This window comes from Mycobacterium sp. E3298 (genome assembly GCF_001666895.1).
In the GTDB taxonomy this organism is placed as follows: Bacteria; Actinomycetota; Actinomycetes; order Mycobacteriales; family Mycobacteriaceae; genus Mycobacterium.
Genome location: NZ_LZJB01000086.1, coordinates 1 through 24,497, shown reverse-complemented (window position 1 = coordinate 24,497; position 24,497 = coordinate 1). Strand labels below are relative to the sequence as shown.

Genomic DNA, 24,497 nt, shown 5'->3' with positions numbered 1-24,497 from the left:
CTCGCCGGCCGGTTCGGGGGCCGGCCGGTTGCTGCGGATGCGGGTCAGGACGTCGTACGGGGTGGTCATGCCGGGGCGCCCATCGCGTGCACCGGTTCGTGGGCCGGCAAGGCCACCGACAGCACGCCATCGCGGGTCAAGAGCGGGAGCGGGTCCAGATGCGCGCCGTTCGCCCCGGCCCCGGCGTGTACCGCGTCGAAGTCCGTCCGGCAGTTGGGGCAGCGCAGTTGCGCCCCATGTAATTTCGCACCGGCCAGGGTGGCGTTGCACACCGGGCAATGGTCGCGGTACGCAAAGGTCTGGTCGCCGACCCGGCACGCCAGCACGGTGGTTGCGGCGACCCGATAGCCGGCCACCTCACCTGGCGCCAGCTCGGCCAGCTCCGGCGCCGGGTGCCAGCTGTGGGACCCGTTGGAATGTACGCGCGCCAGCAGCGATTCGGCCGGGATTACCGATGTGGTTCCGGGCTGGGCCGTGACGACCTCGATGGCCGAGATCTCGGGTGCCGCGGCGCGCACCGCGTCCTCGACGGCCAACTCCAGCGTCACCGCCGACGACGGACAGCTCTTGCAGCTCCCTTTGAACGCCAGCCGCACGGTATCGCCGTCGACGCCGACGAGGTCGACGTCCCCGCCGTGCGAGCCCAGGTACGGCCGCACCCGGTCGAGCGCGTCGGACACCCGCCGGTGTACATCGTGCGGGTGCAGACCGTGGACAAGGAGCAGGCTGGCCACCAGGTCGTCGGTGGCCAGCCGCTCGGCTATGCCCGGGTCCCCGGCCTGCCCCAGGCACTGCATGATCCGTTGCAGCCCGGCCCCGTAGAGGCCGACCACCTCGCGGACCAACTCAGTCGCGCGGTCCCGGGCGGCCGGCCCACTCGCCGCGCAGGAATCCAGGAGGTTCTGGATCCGATCGCCCGCTGTGCGCCACCGTGCCTCGCTTTCGTCAATGGTGTCCGGGCGATCCACCTTCGATCACTCCCCGGCGGGCGACTGTGTCGGTGTGTGCAGTCTGTCGAGGGTCTTGCCCTTTCCCAGATACATGTGCACGCCGCAGGGCAGGCAGGGATCGAAGCTGCGCACCGTGCGCATCACGTCGATGCCCTTGAAGTCGTCCCGGCCGTTCTCCTCGAAGATCGGCTGGCCTTGCACCGCGTCCTCGTACGGCCCCGGCGTGCCGTAGCTGTCGCGGGGGTTGGCGTTCCACGGGGTGGGCGGGTACGGGTGGTAGTTGGCGATCTTGCCGTCCCGGATCACCAGGTGGTGGCTGAGCACACCGCGGACCGCCTCGGTGAACCCGCAGCCGATGGCCTCGTCGGGCACCTCGAACCGCTCCCAGGTCTTGGTGCGCCCGGCGCGGATCTCCTCGAGCGCCTTCTCGGCGAAGTACAGCCCGCACGCGGCCGCATAGGCCTGGAAGTAGGTGCGCGCGCGGTCGCGTTCGATCGTGTTGCTGCCGTACTGGGGGATCTTCCATTCCAGCTCCACCGGACCCTTGAGCGCCGTCTTCGGCAGGTTGATCTTGACGCTGTTCCCGGTCGCCTTGACATAGCCGATGTCGACCAGCCCCGCCAGCGCCGTCGCCCACAACCGGGCCAGCGGGCCGCCGCCGGTGTCCAGCGCCAGGTGGTCCTTGCCGTCGAACCAGCGCGGCGACATCACCCAGCTGTACTTGCCGCCCTCCATGTCCCGCTTCTGGGGGTGGGGGTTGGTGTGCTGGTTCCACGGGTGCCGCCGGTCCACGGCGTTGCCCAGCGGATCGGTCTTGACGAACATCTCCTGGTCGGTCCAGTCGTCGTAATACGAACTGCCCAACAGGATCCGGATGCCAAGGTTGATGTCGACCAGCGAGTGGGTGACCAGCTTGCCGTCAACCACCACGCCCGGAGTCACGAACATCGCGTTGCCCCAGCGCTCCATGTCCTTGTACGCGAAGTTGCACACCTCGGGGTCCTGGAAAGAGCCCCAGCAGCCGAGCAGCGTGCGGCGCAGCCCGACCTTCTCGTAACCGGGCAGCGCGGTGTAGAAGAAGTCGAACAGGTCGTCGTGCATGGGCACGACCTTCTTCATGAACTCCACGTAGCGCATCAGCCGGGTCATGTAGTCGGTCATCAGCTGGATGGTCGCGACGGTGCCGACCCCGCCTGGGTAGAGCGTCGACGGGTGCACGTGGCGGCCCTCCATGAGGCAGAACATCTCTCGCGTCCAGCGGCTGACCGCCAGCGCCTCGCGGTAGAACTCGCCGGTGAACGGGTTGAGCGAGCGCATGATGTCGGCGATCGTCCGGTACCCGTGCGCCCCGGCCTGCGGCGCCGCCGTCTTCTCCGCCAGGGCGAGAACGCTCGGGTTGGTCTCGGAGACCATCTTTTCGCAGAAGTCCACGCCGACCAGGTTCTCCTGGAAGATGTTGTGGTCGAACATGTATTCCGCGGCCTCGCCCAGGTTGACGATCCACTCGCCCAGGTGCGGCGGCTTGACGCCGTAGGCCATGTTCTGCGCGTAGCACGAGCAGGTGGCGTGGTTGTCGCCGCAGATCCCGCAGATGCGGCTGGTGATGAAGTGCGCGTCGCGAGGATCCTTGCCCTTCATGAAGATCGAGTAGCCGCGGAAAATCGACGAGGTGCTGTGGCACTCGACGACCTCTCGGTTCTCGAAGTCGATCTTGGTGTAGATACCCAGGCTGCCGACGATTCTGGTGATGGGGTCCCAGGCCATGTCGACGAGTTGGCCGGGTTCCCGCTTGGCGTGCATGGGTTCAGGGGTGATGGTTGCCATTGCAGTACCGCTCTCCGCCCCCAGGGGCTCCAGTGATGAGAACGAAGCGCGCCGACCCGGTAGCCGAGGTGGCCTACCAGGTGCGGCGCGCCCCGGTGGTTAGTTGATCGCCGTTGTGGCGCCAGCGCGGCTCCTTGTCGACGGTGCGTCCCGTGATACCCCTCAGGTTGCGAATCACGGTGCCGTACAGTCCCGACGCGGTGCTCGATAACTTGCCGCCCGGCGGTTCGTCCATGAAGGGCATGAACTTGTCGGGGAACCCCGGCATGGTGCATCCGATGCAGATGCCACCCACGTTGGGGCAGCCGCCGACACCGTTGATCCATCCGCGCTTGGGCACGTTGCACTTGACGACCGGGCCCCAACAGCCCAGTTTCACAATGCATTTCGGTGATCCGTATTCGGTGGCGAAGTCGCCCTGCTCGTAGTACCCAGCCCGGTCACAACCCTCGTGGACGGTGTTGCCGAACAACCACTTGGGCCGCAGCGCATCGTCGAGCGGAATCATCGGCGCCTGACCGGTCGCCATGTAGAGCAAATAGGTCAGCGTCTCGGACAGGTTGTCGGGATGGATCGGGCAGCCCGGCACGCACACGATCGGGATGCCGGCCTTGCTCTTCCACTCCCACCCGAGATAGTCGGGTACGCCCATCGCCCCCGTCGGATTGCCGGCCATGGCGTGGATGCCGCCGTAGGTGGCGCACGTGCCGACCGCGACGATCGCGGTGGCCTTGGGCGCCAGCCGGTCGAGCCATTCGCTGGTGGTCATCGGCTGGCCGGTCGCGGGGTCGTTGCCGAACCCGCACCAGTAGCCCTCGTCCTTGAGCTTCTCGTTGGGGATGGATCCTTCGACGACGAGCACGAAGGGTTCCAGCTCGCCGCGATCGGCCTTGAAGAACCACGACAGGAAGTCGTCTGCCCCGCCATTGGGGCCGCACTCGAAATCGATTAGGGGCCAGTGCACAGCGACTTTCGGAAGCCCCGGTAGAGCCCCCAGGGCGATCTCCTCGACCGAGGGTTGGGTGGCGGCAGTCAACGCCACCGAATCGCCGTCACAACTGAGCCCCGCATTAATCCAGAGAACGTGGATCAACGTTTCTTCTGCTTTGACTGCTGCTTCTGTTGGCATGCTGCAGCTTTCCGGGGCCGGGCTGAGACCCCTGCGCCGCCGGAGTCGACCGTCGGCCCACTTGCGCAGCGCTAATTTTTGGGTCTACTCCTCGCCGCCGAGCGTGTCAACGGTTCTGCGGCACCAACTAGTTAGACAACCGTTGCATAATTTTTCGGTCTGCGGCGCGGGGGGTGACGACCGGGCCCGCGGCCGGAAAATCATGCGAATCGCTTGCAGAAGGGGCGGTCAGGCCGCCGGCCCCGCGGCGAATCGCCGCAGCCAGCCGAACCATGCGGCCATCCCGGCTCCGGTGCGCGCACTCAGCGGCAGGATTGCCGCGGTCGCATTGACCTTGCGCACGTGGGCGATGTATTCGTCGACGTCCACGTCGAGGTAGGGAACCAAGTCAATCTTGTTGAGCAGCACCACATCCACGGAACGGAACATCACCGGATACTTCAGCGGCTTGTCCTCGCCCTCGGTCACCGAGTACACCATGGCCTTGGCGTGCTCGCCGACGTCGAACTCCGCCGGGCAGACCAGGTTGCCGACGTTCTCGATGATCACCAGGTCCAGCGCGGGAAGGTCGAGACCGGGCAGGGCGCGATTCACCATCGGCGCGTCGAGATGGCATTCGCCGCCAAAACCGTTGCTGGTGTTGAGCAGTGAGATCTGGGCGCCACGCCCCCGGAGCTTGGCCGCGTCGAGATCGGTGGCGATGTCGCCTTCGATCACCCCGATGGCAAGCTCGCCGGCGAGCTCGTCGAGCGTGGCCTGCAGGATGGTCGTCTTGCCCGATCCCGGCGAACTCATCAGGTTCAGCGTGCGCACCCCGTTGTCTTCGAACGCCGCCCGGTTGGCGTCGGCGAGGAGGTCGTTCTCGGCGAAGATCGCCTCCAGCACGTCGACCCGCTGCTTGCCGGTCCGGTATTGGCCGTGGTCGCCGTGCCGGTGATCCGGATCGTCGTGCTCGTGGGAGTGCACCGTTCCGTCGTCATGCCGATGAAATCTGCCCATGGTCAAATCCGTTCGGAAAAGGCGCTTTTCATGAGACGTCCAGCGACGTAACCAAGAACTCGTTGCCGTGCAGCACCTCGACGTCGGAACTGTCGCACCGCGGGCACCAGATCGACCAGGCGGATGTGATCTCCGATCGCCGGCCGCAGGCGCGGCAGCTCACCTCGGCGCCGACGCACTCGAGTTCCAGCTCGGCCTCCGGCATGTTCTCGGCGTCGCGCACCAGCGTCCAGCAGAACGAGAGCGATTCGGGCACCACCTGGCGCAGTGCGCCGATCCGCACCCGCACCACGTCGACGTGCCGGCCGTCGGCATGGGTCTTGGCCACATCGGCGATCGCTTCACAGAGCGACAGCTCATGCACCGCCGATCACCGGCGTCCGCCGCGGTCTCATGAGCACTGTTCTACACCGAACGCCCCGCGTGCGCAGCAGTGTCAGGGGGAGGGCGTCCACTTCTGTTCCAGCCGGCCGTAGCGCCAGAACAGCACGGCGGCCGCCCAGGTGATGACGAACGCGCCCACGACGAAATAGCCGACGGTGTTGAGGTCCAAGCCGCCGATCCAGTTCCAGAACGGGCCGCGCCAGCCGAATTGCTCGGCGAACAGCGCGAGGAGTTCGACGCTGCCGATCAGCAGCGCGACCACTACCGACAGAGCGGTGATGGTGATGTTGTAGTAGATCTTGCGGACCGGGTTGGAAAAGGCCCAGCCATAGGCGAAGTTCATGAACGAGCCGTCGATGGTGTCCAGCAGGCACATCCCGGCGGTGAAGAGCACCGGCAGACACAGGATGGCGTACCAGGGCAGCCCGGCGGCGGCACTGGTGCCGGCGAGGACCAGCAGCGCGATCTCGGTCGCCGTGTCGAAGCCGAGTCCGAACAGCACCCCGACGGGGTAGGAGTGCCACGACTTGGTGATCGATCTGGTGAAGCGGCTGAGAAACCGGTTCATCAGGCCGCGGCTGTCCAGCTGCCGTTCCAGTTCGGCGCCGTCGGTTTCGTGGTCGTAGTCGCCACGGCGCAGCCGGGCGAACACCCGCAGGATGCCCACCAGCACGACGACGTTGAGGAGGGCGATCGCATAGAGGAACACACCGGAGACGCCGGTGCCGATCAGCCCCGTGTAGTGGTGCAGCGCCGACGAGTCGTCCCGGACCGGCCCGACGATCGTCTTGACTCCGGAGGCCAGTAGGACCGCCAGCGCGAAGACCACCGTGGAATGTCCGAGCGAGAAGAAGAACCCGACCGCGAGCGGTCGCTGTCCGTCGTTCATCAGCTTGCGGGTGGTGTTGTCGATGGCGGCGATGTGGTCGGCGTCGAACGCGTGCCGCATACCCAGGGTGTACGCCGTCAGCCCGATGCCCACACCAAATGCCTTGCCGCCGAGGCTCAGTTGCGCCGGGGCCACCAGGGCCACCAAGGTGAGCCAGCCGATCAGATGGAGCGCGACGATGACCGCCAGCATCGAGGCGAGACGCCACCACTCCGCCGCCGTCAAGGCGGTGCGAAGCTTGGTCGTCCATGACGGCCACCAGTCGGGCTCAGTACCGGCCACTGTGGTCCTTCCGGCATGAGGGAACAACCGGGTCGACTGTATGTGCGTTCGCCGACTAGATGCAAGTCGCTCGCAGGAAACCCGGCGCCCGGTGCGGGAGGTGAATTCGGCCGAAAACTGGCGCGCCCCGCCGGGCGGCGCGACACTGGGCGGGTGACGCCGAAGCCGTCGGCTCTGGACCCTTCCGTCGCCGCGCGGATCGGTGATCTGCTGCGCGCCCGGGGGCTGCGGCGGATGTCCTCGCGTATTCAGGTGCTGGCGGTGCTCGAGCCCGTCGACGGGCACCTGCCGGTCGCGGAAATCCACGAGCGGGTGCGCGCCGCGTTGCCGCACGGCGCCCATGCCCCCGACGTGGCGACCATCTATCGCACGGTGACCATCCTGGTCGGGCAGGGGATGCTGCACGCGCTGACCCTCGACGGCGGTGTCACCACCTACGGGATGGCCACCGCGCCACACCACCACGCCGTGTGTACGTCGTGCGGCTCGATCATCGAGGTGCCCGCCCGGCAGCTCAGCTCGGCCCTCGAGCACGCGATGGCGGGCAGCTCCTTTGCGCTCTCGGAGGCGGCGGGGCTGACGCTGCACGGGCTGTGCCCCGAGTGCCAGGACGGCAAGGGGCCACTCAAACGTTCGGGGCGCTGACCACGAGCCCGATGGTGGCGACCCGCTGCGCCCGGCTGAGCCGCGCTGGCGATCGCCACTAGGCCGAATGGTGGCGACCCGCTGCGCCCGGCTGCGCCGCGCTGGCGATCGCCACGAGCCCGATGGTGGCGACCCGCTGCGCCCGGCTGCGCCGCGCTGGCGATCGCCACTAGTACAGATCCAGCAGAGCGTTCTCGACCACTTCCGGCAGCCCGGGATGAATCCAGTACTGCCCGCGGGCCATCTGCGGGGCGGTCAGCCCGAAGCTCATCGCCTGGATCAGCGGCTGGATGATCGATGACGCCTGGGGACCCATGATGTGCGCGCCCAGCAGCCGCCCGGTTCTTCGCTCGGCGATTAGCTTGACAATCCCGGTGGTGTCCTCCATGGCCCAACCGTAGGCGACGTCACCGTAGTCGTGTATAGCGACGGATACGTCGAATCCCTTTGCCATTGCCTGATTTTCGGTCAGGCCGACGGCCGCCAGCTGGGGATCGGTGAATACCGCCGACGGCACGTAGCGGTGATCCGTGGTGACCATCGCATCGGTGTCGTCCCAGTCGCGGAGGATGTTGTGCCCCGCGACACGGGCCTCGTGATTGGCGACGTGCTTGAGCTGGTACGGCGAGGAGACATCGCCGAGAGCGAAAACCCCACGGGCGGAGGTGCGTTGGTATTCGTCGACCACCACCCGGCCATTCTCGACGTCGACGCCGGCCTGTTCGGCATCCAGCAGGTCGGCGTTGGGCACGCGCCCGGTCGCGACCAGGAGCAGGTCCGCGTTAAGGGTCGATCCGTCGTCCAGTTGCAGGGCGACGCCGGAATCGTGGCTGGTGCCGCCCACGACGTTGCGGTGGGTGCGAAGTTCCCATTTGGCCGCCGCGATGCGGGTGAAGCGTTTGCAGAGGGTGTCGTCACAGTGTCGCAGCATCGAGCTGCCGCGGATGACCAACGTCACGCGCACGCCGAGGGCGGAGAAGACATGCGCGAATTCCGCTGCCACGAAGCCACTCCCGACGATCACCAGGTGTTCGGGCAACTCCGGGATCCGCATGATCGTGTCGCTGGTGTGGTAGGCGACGCCGCAGTCGAGGATCGCCGGCGGGATGACCGGCCGCGACCCCGCCGCGATCACCACCTGGTCGGCGGTGAACTCCTCACCGGCGTCGGTGCGCAACAGGTAGCGTCCGTCGGGCTGGACCGGCCCGAATCGGGCGTGCCGGCTGTACAAGTCGACGTTGGGCGACGCGCGGCGATAGTCTTCCCCGCTCATCGAGATCGGATCGATGCGCCCGAAGATGCGCGAGACGATGTCGTCCCAGCGCACCCGGTCGACGTGCGCGTCGACCCCGTAGCGCGCGGCGTCCCGGATCGTCGTGGCGACCTCGGCGGCGTAGACGAACATCTTGGTCGGGATGCAGCCGACGTTGAGGCAGGTGCCGCCGAACGTGCCGTGCTCGCAGAGCGCAACTCGTTTACCGTTGAAGCGATCGTCGAGAAGGCTGTTGCCCGAGCCGCTTCCGATGATCGCGATGTCGTAGGTCTCCACCCCGTCACCCCTTCTTCGAAGACGTGCGGTCGGCGTTGAGGTAGTGGTCCAGCCAGCGGTCGAGCTGGCGATAGGCCGCCTGCCGCGGCTGCGGCAGCGACAGGAAAACGTCGTGTTTGGCGTCGTCGATCGGAACGATGGTGCTGTGGTTCCCGATGCAGCCGGCCCGTCGGGCGATCTGGGTGACGTCGAGAACCGCATCGCCGCGTTGCATGGACGCCGCGTCGCTGGTTTCTCGCACAGTGTGATCCGAACGCAGGATCAGGTTGGGCACCCCGACGTCCAGTCCGCGGTGCAGCCGGGCGTGGCCGCGGCGAATGGCGTGCAGCCAGCCGAGGGTGATGGGGAAGCCGCCCACCGGTTTCCACTGCAGGTTGTAGTCGAACTCGCCGTGGTAGTCGCGGTGCAGCGTGGTGCCGTAGCCGCCCTCGGTCGGCGTCCGGACCACCCCCTTGGACCGAACCCGGGACAGGCCCGCGATCAGCGTCGAGGTCACGGAGTGGCGCAGGACCGCCGGGCCGTGCAGGTCCAGGAACGGGCTGTTGAGCACCAAACCCCCGATGCCGGCGTGCGCCGCCGCATCGCGCCGGCGAAGCCGGTCCAGCCACAACGACACGATGAGCCCGCCGGAGGAATGGCCGTACACCAGGACCTTGGCGGGCCGGTCTTGGTCGCGAATGGCCGCCAGCGCGTGTTCCAGCTCGGCGTCGTAGTCGTCGAGGTTGGTGATGAAGTGGGGCGTCTGACCGTCGCGGCGTGAACGGCCGCACTTCTGGAGGTCCAGCGCGTAGAAGGCGAAGCCGCGATCGGCGAAGTGATCGGCCAGCGCGGTGTTGAAGAAGTAGTCGGTGTAGCCGTGCACGGCGAGCACCGCGTGGCCGGTCCCCGAGGGGCCGGTGGGCTCGCCGCGCCGGATCAGCGTCGCGACGATCTCGCCCTCGCCGACCGGGTCGGGCCCGAGGGGGATGGTGCGCTGCCAATAACCGGGCAGGACGTCGGGCACCCAGCCAGTCACGAGGCCAGCTTAGAGGTTTTGCTGGTCGCCGGGAGCCGCACGCCGTTCGCGCCCGGTTGTCCTCGGGATAGCCTGGGGACCGGCGCAGTCGAGGGAAGGACCAGGAGCAGTTGTCGTCGCTAGCCCGAACCGCACGGACTGACGTCGTGCTGGTGGGCGCGGGCATCATGAGCGCGACGCTCGGTGCGTTGCTGCGCCGGCTGCAGCCGGACTGGTCGATGACCATTGTCGAACGGCTGGACGCCGTCGCCGCGGAGAGCAGCAGTCCCTGGAACAACGCCGGCACGGGGCACTCGGCGCTGTGCGAGCTCAACTACACGCCGCAAAATCCCGATGGCTCGATCGACATCACCAAAGCGGTGCGGATCAACGAGCAGTTCCAGGTGACCCGGCAATTCTGGGCCTACGCCGTAGAAAACGGGATCCTGACCGATACCGGCTTCTGCAACCCGATCCCTCACGTGAGTTTCGTGCGCGGGGCGCAGCGCGTCGAGTTCTTACGCCGTCGGCAACGGGCGTTGGCTGCCAACCCGCTGTTCGCGGGCACCGAATTCATCGACGACGCCGACGAGTTCGCCCGCCGGCTGCCGTTCATGGCCGCCAAGCGCGGCTTCGCCGAACCGACCGCGCTCAACTGGGCCCCCCACGGCACCGACGTCGACTTCGGCGCGCTGGCCCGCCAGCTCATCGGCTACTGCGTGCAGGACGGGGCGAGCGCGCTGTTCGGCCACGAGGTCCGCGATCTGACCCGGCAATCGGACGGCAGCTGGACGCTGCTGGTTCGCAATCGCCGCACCGGCGAAAAGCACCGGCTGAACGCCAAATTCGTCTTCGTCGGCGCCGGTGGCGACACGCTGCCGTTGCTGCAGAAGTCCGGCATCAAGGAGGTCAGGGGCTTCGCCGGGTTCCCGATCGGCGGCCGGTTCCTGCGCACCGACAATCCGGCGCTCACCGCCGCCCACCGGGCCAAGGTGTACGGGGTTCCGGCGCCGGGGGCCCCACCGCTCGGCGCGCTGCACCTGGACCTGCGGTTCGTCAACGGGAAGTCATGGTTGGTGTTCGGGCCGTACGCGGGGTGGTCACCGAAGTTCTTGAAACACGGCCGCCTGTCCGACCTGCCGCGCTCGGTGAAACCGGACAACGCTCTGTCCATGCTCGGGGTCGGCCTCACCCAGCTGACGCTGGTCAACTACCTGCTCGGCCAACTGCGGCTGTCCGAACCCGACCGCATCGCCACCCTGCGCGAATTCGCTGCCAGCGCAGTCGATTCCGACTGGGAGCTGACGGTCGCCGGTCAGCGGGTACAAGTGATCCGGCGGGACAGACGCAAGGGGGGCGTGCTGGACTTCAGCACCACCGTGCTGGCCGCCGCCGACGGCAGCATCGCGGGACTGCTGGGAGGTTCGCCTGGGGCGTCGACGGCCGTGTCCGCCATGCTCGAGGTGCTCGCGCGGTGCTTCGCCGGCCGCTACGGCTCCTGGCTGCCGAGGCTCAAGGAGATGGTGCCGTCGCTGGGCGTCGAGCTTTCCCGCGAGCCGGCGTTGTACGACGAGGTGTGGTGCTGGAGCACCGAGGTGCTGCGGTTGAGGTCCGATTCGGGGGTCCGGTCATGAGTGAAGCGTTGCGTCGGTCCTGGGCCAAAGACCTTGGCGCCCGTACCCTTTACGAGCTGCTGAAGCTGCGAGTCGAGGTGTTCGTGGTGGAGCAGGCCTGCCCGTACCCGGAGCTGGACGGGCGCGACCTGCTCGCCGAAACCCGGCACTTCTGGCTGGAGACCCCCGAGGGCGAGGTGATCTGCACGCTGCGGTTGATGGAGGAACATGCCGGCGGCCAGAAGTCGTTCCGGATCGGCCGGTTGTGCACCAAACGCAGCGCGCGCGGGCAGGGCCACACCACCCGGCTGCTGCGCGCCGCCCTGGCCGAGGTGGGCGACTACCCGTGCCGGATCGACGCGCAGACATACCTGGCCGACATGTACGCCCAACACGGATTCGTCCGCGCGGGTGAGGATTTCGTCGACGACGGCATTCCCCACGTGCCGATGCTCAAGCCTTCGCGACCAGCTCCGCCCCAGGCGGACATCCCGCCCGCGACGTCGTCGGGCGGGCCCGGCTCGGGCCTCACGGAGCTAGCGTGAAGCCGTATCCGTTCAGCGCGATCGTCGGGCACGAGCAGCTGCGCCTCGCGCTGCTGCTGTGCGCCGTGCGCCCGGAGATCGGCGGTGCGCTGATCCGGGGCGAGAAGGGCACGGCGAAGTCGACGGCCGTGCGTGGCCTGGCCGCGCTGCTGTCGGCCGCGACCAACGGCGACGGGGCCGGCCTCGTCGAAATGCCCCTCGGCGCAACCGAAGACCGGGTGGTCGGCTCGCTGGACCTCCAGCGGGTGCTGCGCGACGGCGAGCACGCATTTTCACCGGGGCTGCTGGCTCGCGCGCACGGCGGCGTGCTCTACGTCGACGAGGTCAACCTGCTGCACGACCATCTGGTGGACGTGCTGCTCGACGCCGCGGCGATGGGCCGGGTGCACATCGAACGCGACGGCATCTCCCATTCGCACGAGGCCCGGTTCGTGCTCATCGGCACCATGAACCCGGAGGAGGGCGAACTGCGTCCGCAGTTGCTGGACCGGTTCGGTCTCACCGTCGACGTGCACGCGTCGCGCGATGTCGACGTCCGCGTGGAGGTGGTCCGGCAGCGCATGGCCTACGAGGCGGACCCCGACGCGTTCGTCGAGCGATACGCCGACGCCGAGGCGGAACTGGCCCGGCGCATCGCGGACGCGCGCGCGCTGGTCGGCGAGGTGGTGCTGCCGGACAACGAATTACGGCGCATCGCAGCGGTGTGCGCCGCGTTCGACGTCGACGGGATGCGCGCCGATCTGGTGGTGGCCCGCACCGCCGCCGCACACGCCGCGTGGCGGGGAGCCAAGGCCGTGGAGGAGCAGGATGTCCGGGTGGCCGCCGAGCTGGCGTTGCCGCATCGGTGCCGCCGCGACCCGTTCGACGATCCGGGCATCGACCGCGACCAGCTCGATCAGGCGCTGGCGCAAGCCGGTGACGATGAGCCCGAGCCGGACCCCGACCCGCCGGGCGGCGGGCAGTCCGCGGAAGGCGCTGCGGAGCAACCAAATTCATCGGCGGCCCAGAAGCCGCAACCGCCGCGCCCCAGCGCGCCGCCGTCGAAAACCTTTCGCGCCCGGGCGTTGACGGTGCCCGGGGTTGGCGACGGCGCGCCCGGGCGCCGGTCGCGGGCGCGCAACGCCACCGGCAGCGTGATCGCGGCCGCCGACGGCGGCGACACGAACTCCGGCGCGCACGGCCTACACCTCTTCGCCACCCTGCTCTCGGCCGCCGAGCGGGCCGGCGCCGGGCCGTTGCGCCCGGGCCCGGACGACGTGCGACGGGCGATCCGCGAGGGGCGTGAAGGCAACCTGGTCATCTTCGTCGTAGACGCCTCGGGTTCGATGGCGGCGCGCGACCGCATGGCCGCGGTCAGCGGGGCGACGTTGTCGCTGCTGCGCGATGCCTACCAGCGCCGCGACAAGGTCGCCGTGATCACGTTTCGCCAGAACGAGGCGCGGCTGCTGCTGCCGCCCACCTCGTCGGCGCACATCGCCGGCCGGCGGCTGGCCCGATTCGACACCGGCGGCAAGACCCCGTTGGCCGAGGGCCTGCTCGCGGCGCGCGAATTGATCGTTCGGGAGAAGGCGCGTGATCGGGCCCGGCGGTCCCTGGTGGTGGTGCTCACGGACGGCCGGGCCACGGCCGGACCGGACCCGTTGGGCCGCAGCCGGGCGGCGGCCGCCCGCCTGGTGGCCGAGGGCGCCGCCGCGGTGGTCGTGGACTGCGAAACGTCTTATGTGCGACTGGGCTTGGCCGAGCGGCTGGCCCGCCAGCTGGGCGCGCCGGCCGTGCGCCTCGAACAGCTGCACGCGGACTCCCTGACGCGCGCCGTGCGAAACGCGGCCTGAGAAAGGTAACCGCTGATGCCACAAGGCCGACCGGTCCAGGTGCCCGACGACGGGCTGAGCACCAGGGCCCGGCGCAACACCCCGGTCTTGGCGGTGCACACCGGCCCGGGCAAGGGCAAGTCGACCGCGGCGTTCGGAATGGCGTTGCGCGCGTGGAACGCCGGGCTCTCCGTGGCCGTGTTCCAGTTCGTCAAGAGCGCCAAGTGGAAGGTGGGCGAGGAGGCCGCGTTCGCCCAACTCGGTCAGGTGCACCAGCAGCACAACGTCGGTGGGCCCGTCGAATGGCACAAGATGGGCGCGGGGTGGTCGTGGTCCCGCAAGGCGGGCAGCGAGCTCGATCACGCGGCGGCCGCCGCCGACGGGTGGGCGGAGATCGCGCGCCGCCTCGCCGGGCAGCGCCACGACTTCTACGTGCTGGACGAGTTCACCTACCCGCTGAAATGGGGCTGGGTGGACGTCGACGAGGTGGTGGACACGCTGCTGGCGCGCCCCGGCCATCAGCACGTCGTCATCACCGGTCGCGATGCCCCGGAGCGGTTGATCGAGGCCGCCGACCTCGTCACCGAGATGACCAAGGTCAAGCACCCGATGGACGCGGGGCGCAAGGGGCAGAAGGGCATCGAGTGGTGAGTGTCCCCGCCGTCGTCGTCGCCGCTCCGGCGTCGGGCAGCGGAAAGACAACGGTCGCAACGGGTTTGATCGGCGCCCTGCGGCGCGCGGGTCATGTCGTGGCGCCGTTCAAGGTCGGCCCCGACTTCATCGACCCCGGCTATCACGGCCTGGCCGCCGGACGTCCCGGCCGCAACCTGGACCCGGTGCTCGTCGGCGAGAGCCTCGTCGGCGCGCTGTACGCACACGGCGCGGGCGGCGCGGACATCGCGGTTATCGAGGGGGTGATGGGGCTCTTCGACGGGCGGATCGGCCCGGTCTCGACCGGCCCCGCCGAGGGCTCCACCGCGCACGTGGCCGGCCTGTTGGGCGCGCCGGTGATCCTGGTCGTCGACGCCCGCGGGCAGAGCCACAGCATCGCGGCACTGCTGCACGGGTTTTCGACCTTCGATGCCGCGACGCGGGTCCGCGGCGTGATCCTCAACCGGGTCGGTTCGGCCCGGCACGAACACGTGCTACGGCAGGCCTGCGAGCAGACCGGCGTCGCGGTGTTGGGGGCCATCCCGCGGGCCGCCGAATTGGAGCTGCCCACAAGGTATCTGGGCCTCGTCACCGCGGTGGAGTACGGGCGGCGTGCGCGGCTTGCGGTCGAGGCGATGACCGACCTGGTCGCGCGCCACGTCGACCTGGCGGCCGTGGCGGCGGTCGCCGCCGGCCGCGCGGGCCCGGCGTGGGACCCGGCGACGGCGGTGGGGGAGGCACCCGGCGGGCGCGCCACCGTGGCGATGGCCGCGGGGAAGGCGTTCACCTTCGCCTACGCCGAGCACGCCGAGCTGCTTTCCGCCGCCGGCGCCGACGTGGCCGAATTCGACCCGCTCGCTGACCCATTGCCCGACGGCACCGACGCGGTGGTGCTGCCCGGCGGCTTCCCGGAACAGTTCACCGCCGAACTCTCGGCCAACGAGGTGGTGCGCCGCCAGATCAACGAGCTGGCCGCCGCGGGCGCGCCGATCCACGCCGAATGCGCCGGCCTGATCTACCTGGCCAGCGAACTCGACGGCCATCCGATGTGCGGCGTGCTGGCGGGGTCGGCGCGGTTCACCCCGCACCTGACGCTGGCCTATCGCGACGCCGTCGCGGTGGCCGACTCGCCGCTCTACGCCGCCGGACAGCGGGCGGTTGGGCACGAATTTCACCGCACCGCAGTCACTTTCAGCGACAGCTACCAGCCGGCGTGGGTGTACCGGGGCAACGACGTGGACGCCGTGCGCGACGGCGTCGTGCACGCCGGCGTGCACGCGTCGTACCTGCACACCCATCCGGCCGCGGCGCCGCAAGCCGTCGCGCGATTCGTCGCGCACGCGGCCGCCCGCCGCGCCGGGCCCAAAAACAACAGCCACTAGTTCTGCTGGTGGCGACCCGCTTCGCCCGGCGTCCCGCCGCGCTCGCGGTCGCCACTGGTTCTGATGGTGGCGACCCGCTTCGCCCGGCGTCCCGCCGCGCTCGCGGTCGCCACTAGTTCTGATGGTGGCGACCCGCTTCGCCCGGCGTCCCGCCGCGCTCGCGGTCGCCACTAGGCTTGCCCGGTGACCGAGAACGCCTACCTCGCCGGACTGCGCCTGGCCGGCAAGAAGGTCGTCGTCGTCGGCGGCGGCTCGGTCGCCCAGCGCCGGCTGCCCCTGCTCATCGCGAGCGGCGCCGACGTCCACGTCATCTCCCGCAGCGCCACCAGGTCGGTCGAGGCGATGACCGGAATCACGTTGTCCCTGCGGGAATACCGCGACGGTGACCTCGAGGGCGCCTGGTACGCCATCGCCGCCACCAACGACCCGCACGTGAACGCGGCCGTCGTCGCCGAGGCCGAACGCCGCCACCTGTTCTGCGTTCGCGCCGACATCGCCGTGGAGGGGACAGCGGTGACGCCGGCGTCCTTCCGTTACGAAGGGTTATCGGTCGGCGTGCTGGCCGGCGGCGAGCACCGCCGCTCCGCCGCGATCCGGTCGGCCATCCGGGAGGCGCTGCAAACCGGGCTCATCGCCCAGGACAGCGCGGTGAGCTCCGACGTCGTGCGCGGCGGGGTGGCACTCGTCGGCGGCGGCCCGGGTGACCCCGAACTGATCACAGTGCGCGGGCGCCGGCTGCTGGCACACGCCGACGTCGTCGTGGCCGATCGGCTGGCGCCGCCGGAGCTGCTGGCCGAGCTGCCGCCCCATGTGGAGGTCATCGACGCCGCCAAGATCCCGTACGGGCGGGCGATGGCGCAGGACGCCATCAACGACGTCATGATCGAGCGCGCCCGCTCCGGGAAGTTCGTCGTCCGCCTCAAGGGCGGGGACCCGTTCGTCTTCGCCCGCGGCTACGAGGAAGTGCTGGCGTGCGTCGACGCCGGGATCCCGGTCACCGTCGTGCCAGGTGTGACCAGCGCCATAGGAGTGCCGGCCCTCGCCGGCGTTCCGGTCACCCACCGGGCCACAAATCACGAATTCGTGGTGGTCAGCGGCCATCTGGCGCCCGATCATCCCGAATCGTTAGTGAATTGGAATGCGTTGGCCGCGATGTCGGGGACCATCGTTTTGCTGATGGCCGTGGAACGCATCGAACTTTTCGCCGACGTGCTGATAAAGGGCGGTCGACCTGCGGATACCCCGGTGCTGGTGGTCCAGCATGGGACGACGGCCGATCAGCAGACTTTGCGGGCGACTCTCGCCGACACGCCCGAAAAGATCCGCGCCGAGGGCATCCGACCTCCCGCGATCATCGTGATCGGGCCGGTGGCCGCTTTCGGGCTTTAAACGATTCTTAAGATTACTGTAAGGTAACCCTTTATGACGGCCCTCAACGAAACCGAGCGCGCGATGCGGAACTTCACGTCCGCGCGCCCCGATCGTCCGGCCCCGGCGCGCTCCTCGCGCCCGGCGGAGACCGCCTCCACGCGCATCAGCAAGTATTACCCGGCCTGGCTGCCTTCCCGCCGCTTCATCGCGGCCGTGATCGCCATCGGCGGTATGCAGCTGCTGGCGACCATGGACAGCACCGTCGCGATCGTCGCGCTGCCCAGGATCCAGAACGAACTGAGCTTGTCCGACGCGGGCCGCAGCTGGGTGATCACCGCGTACGTGCTGACGTTCGGTGGGCTGATGCTGCTGGGCGGCCGGCTGGGCGACACCATCGGGCGCAAGCGCACCTTCATCGTCGGCGTCGCGCTGTTCACCATCTCCTCGGTTTTGTGTGCGGTCGCCTGGGACGAGGCGACCATGGTCATCGCGCGGCTCTCACAGGGCGTGGGGTCCGCCATCGCCTCGCCGACCGGGCTGGCGCTGGTGGCGACCACGTTCCCGAAGGGTCCGGCCCGTAACTTCGCGACCGCGGTGTTCGCCGCGATGACCGCCATCGGTTCGGTGATGGGCCTGGTGGTCGGCGGGGCGCTGACCGAGGTGTCGTGGCGGCTGGCTTTCCTGGTGAACGTGCCGATCGGGCTGGTGATGATCTACCTGGCCCGCACCGCGCTGCGCGAGACCAACCGCGAGCGGATGAAACTCGACGCGACGGGGGCCATGCTGGCCACGCTGGCGTGCACCGCGGCCGTCTACGCCTTCTCGATGGGGCCGGAGAAGGGCTGGGTGTCGATCACCACCATCGGCTCGGGCGTAGTGGCGATGGGCGCGGCGCTGGCATTCATCATCGTGGAGCGCACCGCCGAAAACCCCGTCGTCCCCTTCAGCCTGTTCCGCGACCGCAACCGGCTGGTCACCTTCGCCGCGATCTTCCTCGCCGGCGGCCTGATGTTCAGCCTGACCGTATGCATCGGCCTGTACGTGCAGGACATCCTCGGCTACAGCGCGCTGCGCGCCGGCGTCGGCTTCATCCCGTTCGTCATCGCGATGGGGATCGGCCTGGGAGTGTCTTCGCAACTGGTGTCGCGGTTCTCGCCGCGGGTGCTGACCATCGGCGGCGGCATCCTGCTGTTCTGGGCGATGCTCTACGGCTGGGGCTTCATGCACCGCGGGGTGCCCTACTTCCCCAACCTGGTGCTGCCCATCATCGTCGGCGGCATCGGCATCGGCATCTGCGTCGTCCCGCTGACGCTGTCGGCCATCGCCGGGGTCGGTTTCGACCAGATCGGCCCGGTGTCGGCGATCGCGTTGATGCTGCAGAGCCTCGGCGGCCCGCTGGTGCTCGCGGTCATCCAGGCCGTCATCACCTCCCGCACGCTGTACCTGGGCGGCACCACCGGCCCGGTGAAGGTCATGAACGACCTCCAGCTGCACGCGCTCGACCAGGGCTATACCTACGGCCTGCTATGGGTGGCGGGGGTGGCCGTCGTCGTCGGCGGGGCGGCGCTGCTGATCGGCTACACGCCGGCGCAGGTGGCCCACGCGCAAGAGGTCAAGGAAGCGATCGACGCCGGCGAGCTGTAAGGCGGCAGGCCGCCCTGGCGGCCAACTCCAATGTCCTTGCGCCGGATTCGATAGCGCGGGCGATATCAAATCCGCGGATCCTGGCATGGGTCCTCGGCTGCCAGGCGCCCACCCCTGACAAGTTAGGCTGGCCCGCTGTGATCACCCGGATGTCCGAGCTCTTTGTGCGCACGTTGCGCGACGATCCCGCCGACGCCGAAGTGCCCAGCCACAAGCTACTGATCCGGGCCGGCTACATCCGGCCCGTCGCGCCCGGGCTGTACAGCTGGCTGCCGCTCGGCCTGCGGGTGCTGCGCCGGATCGAGCGGGTCGTCCGCGAGGAGATGAACGCGATCGGCGGGCAGGAGATCCTGTTCCCCGCCCTGCTGCCGCGCGCGCCGTACGAGACGACGAACCGGTGGACCGAATACGGCGACGGCGTGTTCCGGCTCAAGGACCGCCGCGGCAACGACTACCTGCTCGGGCCGACGCACGAAGAGGTGTTCACCCTGACCGTCAAGGGCGAATACAGCTCCTACAAAGACTTTCCGGTGCTGCTCTACCAAATCCAGAACAAGTACCGCGACGAGGCGCGCCCGCGGGCGGGGATCCTGCGGGTGCGCGAGTTCGTGATGAAGGACTCCTACTCATTCGACATCGACGACGCCGGGCTCAAGGCCGCCTACCACGCGCACCGGGAGGCCTACCAGCGCATCCTCAATCGGCTCCAGGTGCGCTACGTGATCGTGTCCGCGGTCTCGGGAGCGATGGGCGGCAGTGCCTCCGAGGAGTTCCTGGCCGAAAGCCCCGTCGGCGAAGACACCTTCGTGCGCTGCCTGGAATCCGGGTATGCGGCCAACGTCGAGGCCGTCGTCACCGCCCGCCCGGAGGCCAAGCCCGTCGATGGCCTGCCCGAGGCGGTGGTCCACGACACCGGTGACACCCCGACCATCGCCACGCTGGTGGACTGGGCCAACACCGCCGACCTCGGCCGCACCGTCACCGCCGCGGACACGCTGAAGAACGTCTTGCTCAAGGTGCGGCAGCCGGGCGGGGAGTGGGAACTGCTGGCCATCGGCCTGCCGGGCGATCGCGAGGTCGACGACAAGAGGCTGAGCGCGGCGCTGGAGCCGGCCGAATACGCGTTGCTCGACGACAGCGACTTCGCCAGGTATCCGTTCCTGGTGAAGGGCTACATCGGCCCGAAAGCACTGCGGGACAACGGAGTTCGCTACCTGGTCGACCCGCGGGTGGTGGACGGCACCAGTTGGATCACCGGGGCGGACGAGCCCGGCCGACACGTCGTCGGCCTGGTGGCGGGACGCGATTTCACAGCCGACGGCACCATCGAGGCCGCCGAGGTGCGCGACGGTGATCCGTCCCCCGACGGCGCCGGCCCGCTGGTGTCGGCCCGGGGGATCGAGGTCGCGCACATCTTCCAGCTCGGCCGCAAGTACACCGACGCCTTCACCGCCGACGTGCTCGGTGAGGACGGCAAGCCGGTGCGGCTGACCATGGGGTCCTACGGCTTCGGGGTGTCGCGGATGGTGGCGGTGATCGCCGAACAACACCACGACGAGCTGGGCCTGCGCTGGCCCCCGTCCGTCTCGCCGTTCGACGTGCACCTGGTGATCGCCAACAAGGACGCGGACGCGCGGGCCGGAGCCACCGAGCTCGCCGCCGACCTGGACCGGTTGGGTGTTGAGGTGCTTCTGGACGACCGGCAGGCGTCGCCGGGGGTGAAGTTCAAGGACGCCGAGTTGCTGGGCGTGCCCTGGATCCTGGTGGTGGGCCGCGGCTGGGGCAACGGCGTGGTCGAGCTGCGTGACCGCTTCGGCGGCCAGACGCGCGAGCTGGCCACCGGTCCGTCTCTGGCCACCGACGTCACGGCCGCGCTGAGCGGGTAATGCGCGAAAGCCCTTGCGGCGCTAGTCGTTTCCGCCCGGGAAGCTCGTCGTGATGGGCCACGCGCCCAGCACGCGGTTCCAGCGGGCGGCCATCACGGCGCTCTGCGTCAAAGCCGTCGAGGAGAAGGCGCGGTCGTCGGCCGTCTCGGCGTGCTCGATCACCACCCGCCACGCCGACGCGCAGTCGTTCTCCATCCGGGCGGCCAGCCGCGCCGCGTCCGCGGCACTGCCGATCAGCATCGGCAGCTGGTAGCCCGGGGCGGCGACCGGGGCGTTGACCTTGCGGGCGGTCAGCATCGCGATCACGTCGTCGCGGCGCTGCCGGTGCTGCAACAGGGCCTCCACCACCATGCCGTTCACGCTGGGCGGCGACAGCGCCGAGACCATGCCGTAGCCGTAGATCGTCGAGTGTTCGATGGCCAGCGCGTCGCACAGCGCCGCGTTGTCGGCGTCCTTGCCGGAGCTCATATCGAGGGGCCCCCGGGCACCAGGGCGACCGTGTACGAGGCCGTGCAGGACGCGATGATCGACGCCAGCAGCCCGGCCCGGTAGCCCGATTCCCCCGCCACCAGGCGGCTGGCGCTGTCCGCCGACGCCCGCAACGCGTTGATCACGTCGGACACCGGGGGTGGGGGCGGCGGCGGTCCCGGCGGCTCGGCCGCGCTCGGGCTGGGGCTCGTCGTCTCGCTGGTCGACGAGCTGGTGATCTTGCCGGCTGCCCGCGAGATCTCCGTCGACAGCGCGCGGGCATGCGCGGCGCGTTGATTCGCCACCACCGCCAGCGCGGCGGCGATCTGCGGTGGATTGCCGACGGCCGCTGCGGCGGCACCGGCCAGCGCGCTGTCCTTGCGGGCCTGATCCAACGGCCCCAGCAGCTCTTCGACGGCCGGGGGCTTCGGCGGGGATTCGCCGCAGGCGGAGGTGACCACCCCGAGCGCCGCCAGAGCCACGCCGCCGGCGAGCACACCACGCCGGTTGACGGGGGGAACTGCGCTAGCCACAACCACATCCTGCCATCGGCGCGGCGGCGGTTACGAAGCCAGGCGCGATCGGGTCGTCAGAGGCGATTCCTGGCGTATCGTTGATAGCTGGCTCTCGCGGAACGGCAGCCCTCGCGTTCCGCCAGGACACTGGAGCCGCCCCCAAACCACGGGGCGGCGACACCCTCCAGCTGACCGGACAACTCAAGATGAGGAGCTCGCCGTGACCACCGGGCTACCTTCGCAGACGCAGGTGATCGAGCTACTCGGTGATGAGTTCGCGCGCGCCGGATACGAGATCGAAGACGTGGTCATCGACGCCCGGACGCGCCCCCCGCGGATCATGGTGGTCGCCGACGGTGACGACGCGCTCGACCTGGACACCATCGCGACGCTGTCGCGCTCAGCGTCGACTTTGCTGGACGGCATGGACGGCATCCGGGACCGGTATGTGCTCGAGGTAAGCTCGCCGGGCGTGGACCGCCCGCTGACCAGTGCCAAACACTTCCGCCGCGCCCGTGGCAGGAAGGTCGACGTGGACCTGTCGGACGGTTCGCGGCTGACGGGGCGCGTCGGCGAGACCCACGATCACGCGGTCGCCCTGGTGGTCCGCGAAGGCCGTGACTACCGGGTGCGCGACATTCCGCTCGCCGATATCGCCAAAGCCGTTGTCCAGGTGGAGTTTTCGCCCCCCGCCCAGGCGGAGCTGGACTTGGCGGGCCAGGCCGACAGGAAGGAGCGGCGCTGATGAACATCGACATGGCGGCGCTGCATGCCATCGAGGTGGATCGGGGCATCTCGGTCACCGAGCTACTCGAGACGATCAAGTCGGCGCTGCTCACCGCCTACCGGCACACCGAGGGCCACCAGAACGACGCCCGCATCGAGATCGACCGCAAGACCGGTGTCGTGAAGGTCGTCGCCCGCGAGACCGATGAGGACGGCAACGTCATCAGCGAATGGGACGACACCCCCGAGGGTTTCGGCCGCATCGCGGCGACCACCGCGCGGCAGGTCATGCTGCAGCGGTTCCGGGACGCGGAGAACGAGCGCACCTATGGCGAGTTCTCCACCCGCGAGGGGGAGATCGTCGCGGGCGTCATCCAGCGGGACAGCCGCGCCAACGCCCGCGGTCTGGTGGTGGTGCGGATGGGCACCGAAACCAAGGCCTCCGAGGGCGTGATCCCGGCGGCCGAACAGGTCCCCGGTGAAAGCTACGAACACGGCAACCGGGTGCGGTGCTACGTGATCGGTGTGACCCGCGGCGCCCGTGAGCCGATGATCACGCTGTCGCGGACGCATCCGAACCTGGTGCGCAAGCTGTTCTCCCTGGAGGTTCCCGAGATCGCCGACGGCTTGGTCGAGATCGTCGCGGTCGCGCGCGAGGCCGGCCATCGCTCCAAGATCGCGGTGAAATCCAATGTTCCCGGCCTGAACGCGAAGGGGGCCTGCATCGGCCCGATGGGACAGCGGGTCCGCAACGTGATGAGCGAGCTGTCCGGGGAGAAGATCGACATCATCGACTACGACGACGACCCGTCGCGGTTCGTCGCCAACGCCCTGTCACCGGCCAAGGTGGTCTCCGTGTCGATCATCGACCAGAGCGCGCGGGCCGCCCGCGTGGTGGTGCCCGATTTCCAGCTGTCGCTGGCCATCGGCAAGGAGGGCCAGAACGCGCGGTTGGCCGCCCGCCTCACCGGGTGGCGCATCGACATCCGCGGCGATACGCCGGGTGGTTCCGAGGCGCATTCGCAAGCTCACCCCGAACACGGCGCCACCCATCCGATGGCGCACGAGCGTTAGCGCAGCAACCCCGCCCGCCAGGGCGGCCGCGGGGGAGAGCGCCCAGCACCGTCGGGCGGTTCTGACGATCGGGTAAGTGACGCTAGACTGAGCCGTGATCCAGCGTGAGCCTTCGGTCTCGGCGCACAGGCGTGTGGACGGACCCGTCCGGACGTGTGTCGGGTGCCGGAAGCGAGAGTTGGTCGTCGAACTGCTTCGCGTAGTGGCTGTGTCGCGCGGGAACGGCGAATATGCCGTGATCGTTGACACCAGGAGTAGCCTGCCGGGGCGGGGTGCGTGGCTGCATCCCGTATCGCAGTGCGTGCAACAGGCGATTCGGCGGCGGGCTTTCACCAGAGCGCTGCGCATCGCCGGTCCCCCGGACGTGTCCGCGGTGGTCGAGCACCTAGAGTCTCTAGGCGCGCCCGATCGTCTCGGCACCAACAGAAGAGGCAGCAAAGAACATGAGCACACCGTGAAGTCCCGATGACCATGCGTCATAGCTAAACCCGAGGCGCGGCCCCACGACTGTCGCCTCATAGACAGGAGATGTAGTGGCAGGTAAGGCCCGCGTACACGAGTTGGCTAAGGAACTCGGTGTCACCAGCAAGGAAGTCCTCGCCCGGCTGAATGAACAGGGCGAATTCGTAAAATCCGCATCGTCAACGGTGGAGGCGCCGGTCGCTCGTCGACTGCGCGAATCCTTCGGGGGCGGCAAGGCGGCTCCCCAGAAGACCGCGGCCAAGGCGGCCGCCAAGGCTCCCGTCCGGGGACCGGACAAATCGCTCGATCAGGCACTCGACAAGGCCATCGGCAATGGCGAGGCCGCCGGCGCAGCGACGACGGCCACGGCGCAGGCCGCCCCGGCCGCGCCCACCGAAGCGCCGGCCCGTCCCGGGCCGGTGCCCGGCCGCCCCTCACCGGGACAGCCCGGGCAGCCGAAGCCGCCCGCGCCCGGCCAGCCGGCCGGCCAGCCCGGACCCCAACCCGGCATGACGCCGGGTCCGCGCCCCGGTCCGGCGCCGAAGCCCGGCGTGCGCACCCCGCGCGTCGGCAACAACCCGTTCTCGTCCGCGCAGCCCGTCGACCGGCCGATCCCGCGCCCGGTGCCCCGCCCCCACCATGGTGCGCAGCGCGCCCTTGGCCCGCTCCAGCGCGGCCGCCGCGGCGGCGTAGTCCGGCTCGTC

Annotated in this window: 23 protein-coding genes; 13 read left to right on the top strand and 10 right to left on the bottom strand. The window is 69.2% G+C overall.

The genetic code is table 11. From position 1 onward, the window contains the following. Nucleotides 1–65: 65 nt before the first annotated feature. From A9X05_RS03975 to A9X05_RS03950, 6 genes are all read right to left on the bottom strand, one after another. Nucleotides 66–968, bottom strand: a complete 903-nt coding sequence (locus tag A9X05_RS03975) for a NifU family protein (protein WP_067779301.1) — start codon at nucleotides 966–968, stop codon at nucleotides 66–68. Between the two features lie 6 nt (nucleotides 969–974). Continuing rightward, nucleotides 975–2,774 (bottom strand): nickel-dependent hydrogenase large subunit, encoded by a 1,800-nt coding sequence (locus A9X05_RS03970; protein WP_067779299.1) that lies wholly within the window; start codon nucleotides 2,772–2,774, stop codon nucleotides 975–977. Nucleotides 2,775–2,847: 73 nt separating this feature from the next. Next, nucleotides 2,848–3,903, bottom strand: a complete 1,056-nt coding sequence (locus A9X05_RS03965) for a hydrogenase expression protein HypE (protein ID WP_067749089.1) — start codon at nucleotides 3,901–3,903, stop codon at nucleotides 2,848–2,850. Between the two features lie 228 nt (nucleotides 3,904–4,131). After that, nucleotides 4,132–4,902, bottom strand: coding sequence for a hydrogenase nickel incorporation protein HypB (hypB, locus tag A9X05_RS03960; protein WP_067749093.1), 771 nt, complete (start codon nucleotides 4,900–4,902; stop codon nucleotides 4,132–4,134). 28 nt (nucleotides 4,903–4,930) lie between these two features. Continuing rightward, nucleotides 4,931–5,266: a hydrogenase maturation nickel metallochaperone HypA gene (locus tag A9X05_RS03955; RefSeq protein ID WP_067749096.1), complete on the bottom strand. Its 336-nt coding sequence runs from the start codon at nucleotides 5,264–5,266 to the stop codon at nucleotides 4,931–4,933. Between the two features lie 72 nt (nucleotides 5,267–5,338). Next, nucleotides 5,339–6,457, bottom strand: coding sequence for a HoxN/HupN/NixA family nickel/cobalt transporter (locus tag A9X05_RS03950; RefSeq protein WP_067749099.1), 1,119 nt, complete (start codon nucleotides 6,455–6,457; stop codon nucleotides 5,339–5,341). 153 nt (nucleotides 6,458–6,610) lie between these two features. Between A9X05_RS03950 and A9X05_RS03945 the strand changes: the two genes are divergently transcribed. Further along, the gene (locus A9X05_RS03945; RefSeq protein ID WP_067779295.1) at nucleotides 6,611–7,102 is read left to right on the top strand and encodes a Fur family transcriptional regulator; all 492 of its coding nucleotides are present in this window, start codon (nucleotides 6,611–6,613) and stop codon (nucleotides 7,100–7,102) included. Between the two features lie 169 nt (nucleotides 7,103–7,271). On the opposite strand, the gene mtr is transcribed toward A9X05_RS03945, so the two are convergent. Together mtr and A9X05_RS03935 are read right to left on the bottom strand one after the other, a co-directional pair. Then, a complete protein-coding gene (mtr, locus tag A9X05_RS03940; protein WP_067779291.1) occupies nucleotides 7,272–8,651 on the bottom strand; it encodes a mycothione reductase in 1,380 nt (459 codons plus the stop codon). Between the two features lie 4 nt (nucleotides 8,652–8,655). Further along, the gene (locus A9X05_RS03935) at nucleotides 8,656–9,666 is read right to left on the bottom strand and encodes an alpha/beta hydrolase (protein WP_067749108.1); all 1,011 of its coding nucleotides are present in this window, start codon (nucleotides 9,664–9,666) and stop codon (nucleotides 8,656–8,658) included. 110 nt (nucleotides 9,667–9,776) lie between these two features. Between A9X05_RS03935 and mqo the strand changes: the two genes are divergently transcribed. From mqo to A9X05_RS03895, 8 genes are all read left to right on the top strand, one after another. After that, the gene (gene mqo / locus A9X05_RS03930) at nucleotides 9,777–11,279 is read left to right on the top strand and encodes a malate dehydrogenase (quinone) (protein WP_082950488.1); all 1,503 of its coding nucleotides are present in this window, start codon (nucleotides 9,777–9,779) and stop codon (nucleotides 11,277–11,279) included. Next, nucleotides 11,276–11,803, top strand: a complete 528-nt coding sequence (locus A9X05_RS03925; RefSeq protein WP_067749111.1) for a GNAT family N-acetyltransferase — start codon at nucleotides 11,276–11,278, stop codon at nucleotides 11,801–11,803. Before mqo ends, A9X05_RS03925 begins: the two co-directional genes overlap by 4 nt. Continuing rightward, nucleotides 11,800–13,635, top strand: a complete 1,836-nt coding sequence (locus A9X05_RS03920) for a magnesium chelatase subunit D family protein (RefSeq protein ID WP_067749114.1) — start codon at nucleotides 11,800–11,802, stop codon at nucleotides 13,633–13,635. The genes A9X05_RS03925 and A9X05_RS03920 overlap by 4 nt, the downstream gene beginning before the upstream one ends. A gap of 15 nt (nucleotides 13,636–13,650) precedes the next feature. Further along, entirely contained in the window at nucleotides 13,651–14,265 is a 615-nt protein-coding gene (gene cobO, locus A9X05_RS03915; RefSeq protein WP_067779289.1) for a cob(I)yrinic acid a,c-diamide adenosyltransferase, read from the top strand. Then, nucleotides 14,262–15,647, top strand: a complete 1,386-nt coding sequence (locus A9X05_RS03910) for a cobyrinate a,c-diamide synthase (RefSeq protein WP_067779287.1) — start codon at nucleotides 14,262–14,264, stop codon at nucleotides 15,645–15,647. Before cobO ends, A9X05_RS03910 begins: the two co-directional genes overlap by 4 nt. A 183-nt stretch (nucleotides 15,648–15,830) precedes the next feature. Next, nucleotides 15,831–17,036: a uroporphyrinogen-III C-methyltransferase gene (gene cobA, locus A9X05_RS03905; RefSeq protein ID WP_067779285.1), complete on the top strand. Its 1,206-nt coding sequence runs from the start codon at nucleotides 15,831–15,833 to the stop codon at nucleotides 17,034–17,036. A gap of 33 nt (nucleotides 17,037–17,069) precedes the next feature. Continuing rightward, entirely contained in the window at nucleotides 17,070–18,662 is a 1,593-nt protein-coding gene (locus A9X05_RS03900) for an MFS transporter (protein WP_067749134.1), read from the top strand. Nucleotides 18,663–18,799: 137 nt separating this feature from the next. Further along, the gene (locus tag A9X05_RS03895; protein ID WP_067749144.1) at nucleotides 18,800–20,548 is read left to right on the top strand and encodes a proline--tRNA ligase; all 1,749 of its coding nucleotides are present in this window, start codon (nucleotides 18,800–18,802) and stop codon (nucleotides 20,546–20,548) included. Between the two features lie 21 nt (nucleotides 20,549–20,569). On the opposite strand, the gene A9X05_RS03890 is transcribed toward A9X05_RS03895, so the two are convergent. Both A9X05_RS03890 and A9X05_RS03885 read right to left on the bottom strand, forming a co-directional pair. After that, the gene (locus A9X05_RS03890) at nucleotides 20,570–21,016 is read right to left on the bottom strand and encodes a ferritin-like domain-containing protein (protein WP_067749147.1); all 447 of its coding nucleotides are present in this window, start codon (nucleotides 21,014–21,016) and stop codon (nucleotides 20,570–20,572) included. Beyond that, on the bottom strand, nucleotides 21,013–21,549 hold the full coding sequence (locus tag A9X05_RS03885; protein ID WP_067749150.1) for a hypothetical protein: 537 nt from the start codon (nucleotides 21,547–21,549) through the stop codon (nucleotides 21,013–21,015). The genes A9X05_RS03890 and A9X05_RS03885 overlap by 4 nt, the downstream gene beginning before the upstream one ends. Before the next feature lie 202 nt (nucleotides 21,550–21,751). On the opposite strand from A9X05_RS03885, the gene rimP reads away from it, so the two are divergent. The 4 genes from rimP to A9X05_RS03870 all read left to right on the top strand — a co-directional run. Further along, the gene (gene rimP / locus A9X05_RS03880; RefSeq protein WP_067759954.1) at nucleotides 21,752–22,276 is read left to right on the top strand and encodes a ribosome maturation factor RimP; all 525 of its coding nucleotides are present in this window, start codon (nucleotides 21,752–21,754) and stop codon (nucleotides 22,274–22,276) included. Beyond that, a complete protein-coding gene (nusA, locus tag A9X05_RS03875; RefSeq protein WP_067779283.1) occupies nucleotides 22,276–23,331 on the top strand; it encodes a transcription termination factor NusA in 1,056 nt (351 codons plus the stop codon). Before rimP ends, nusA begins: the two co-directional genes overlap by 1 nt. Before the next feature lie 94 nt (nucleotides 23,332–23,425). Beyond that, complete coding sequence (locus A9X05_RS29200; protein WP_197498903.1) at nucleotides 23,426–23,800, top strand: YlxR family protein; 375 nt, start codon at nucleotides 23,426–23,428, stop codon at nucleotides 23,798–23,800. Between the two features lie 64 nt (nucleotides 23,801–23,864). Further along, on the top strand, nucleotides 23,865–24,497 hold a 633-nt coding region (locus tag A9X05_RS03870), incomplete at its 3' end, for a translation initiation factor IF-2 N-terminal domain-containing protein (RefSeq protein ID WP_197498902.1).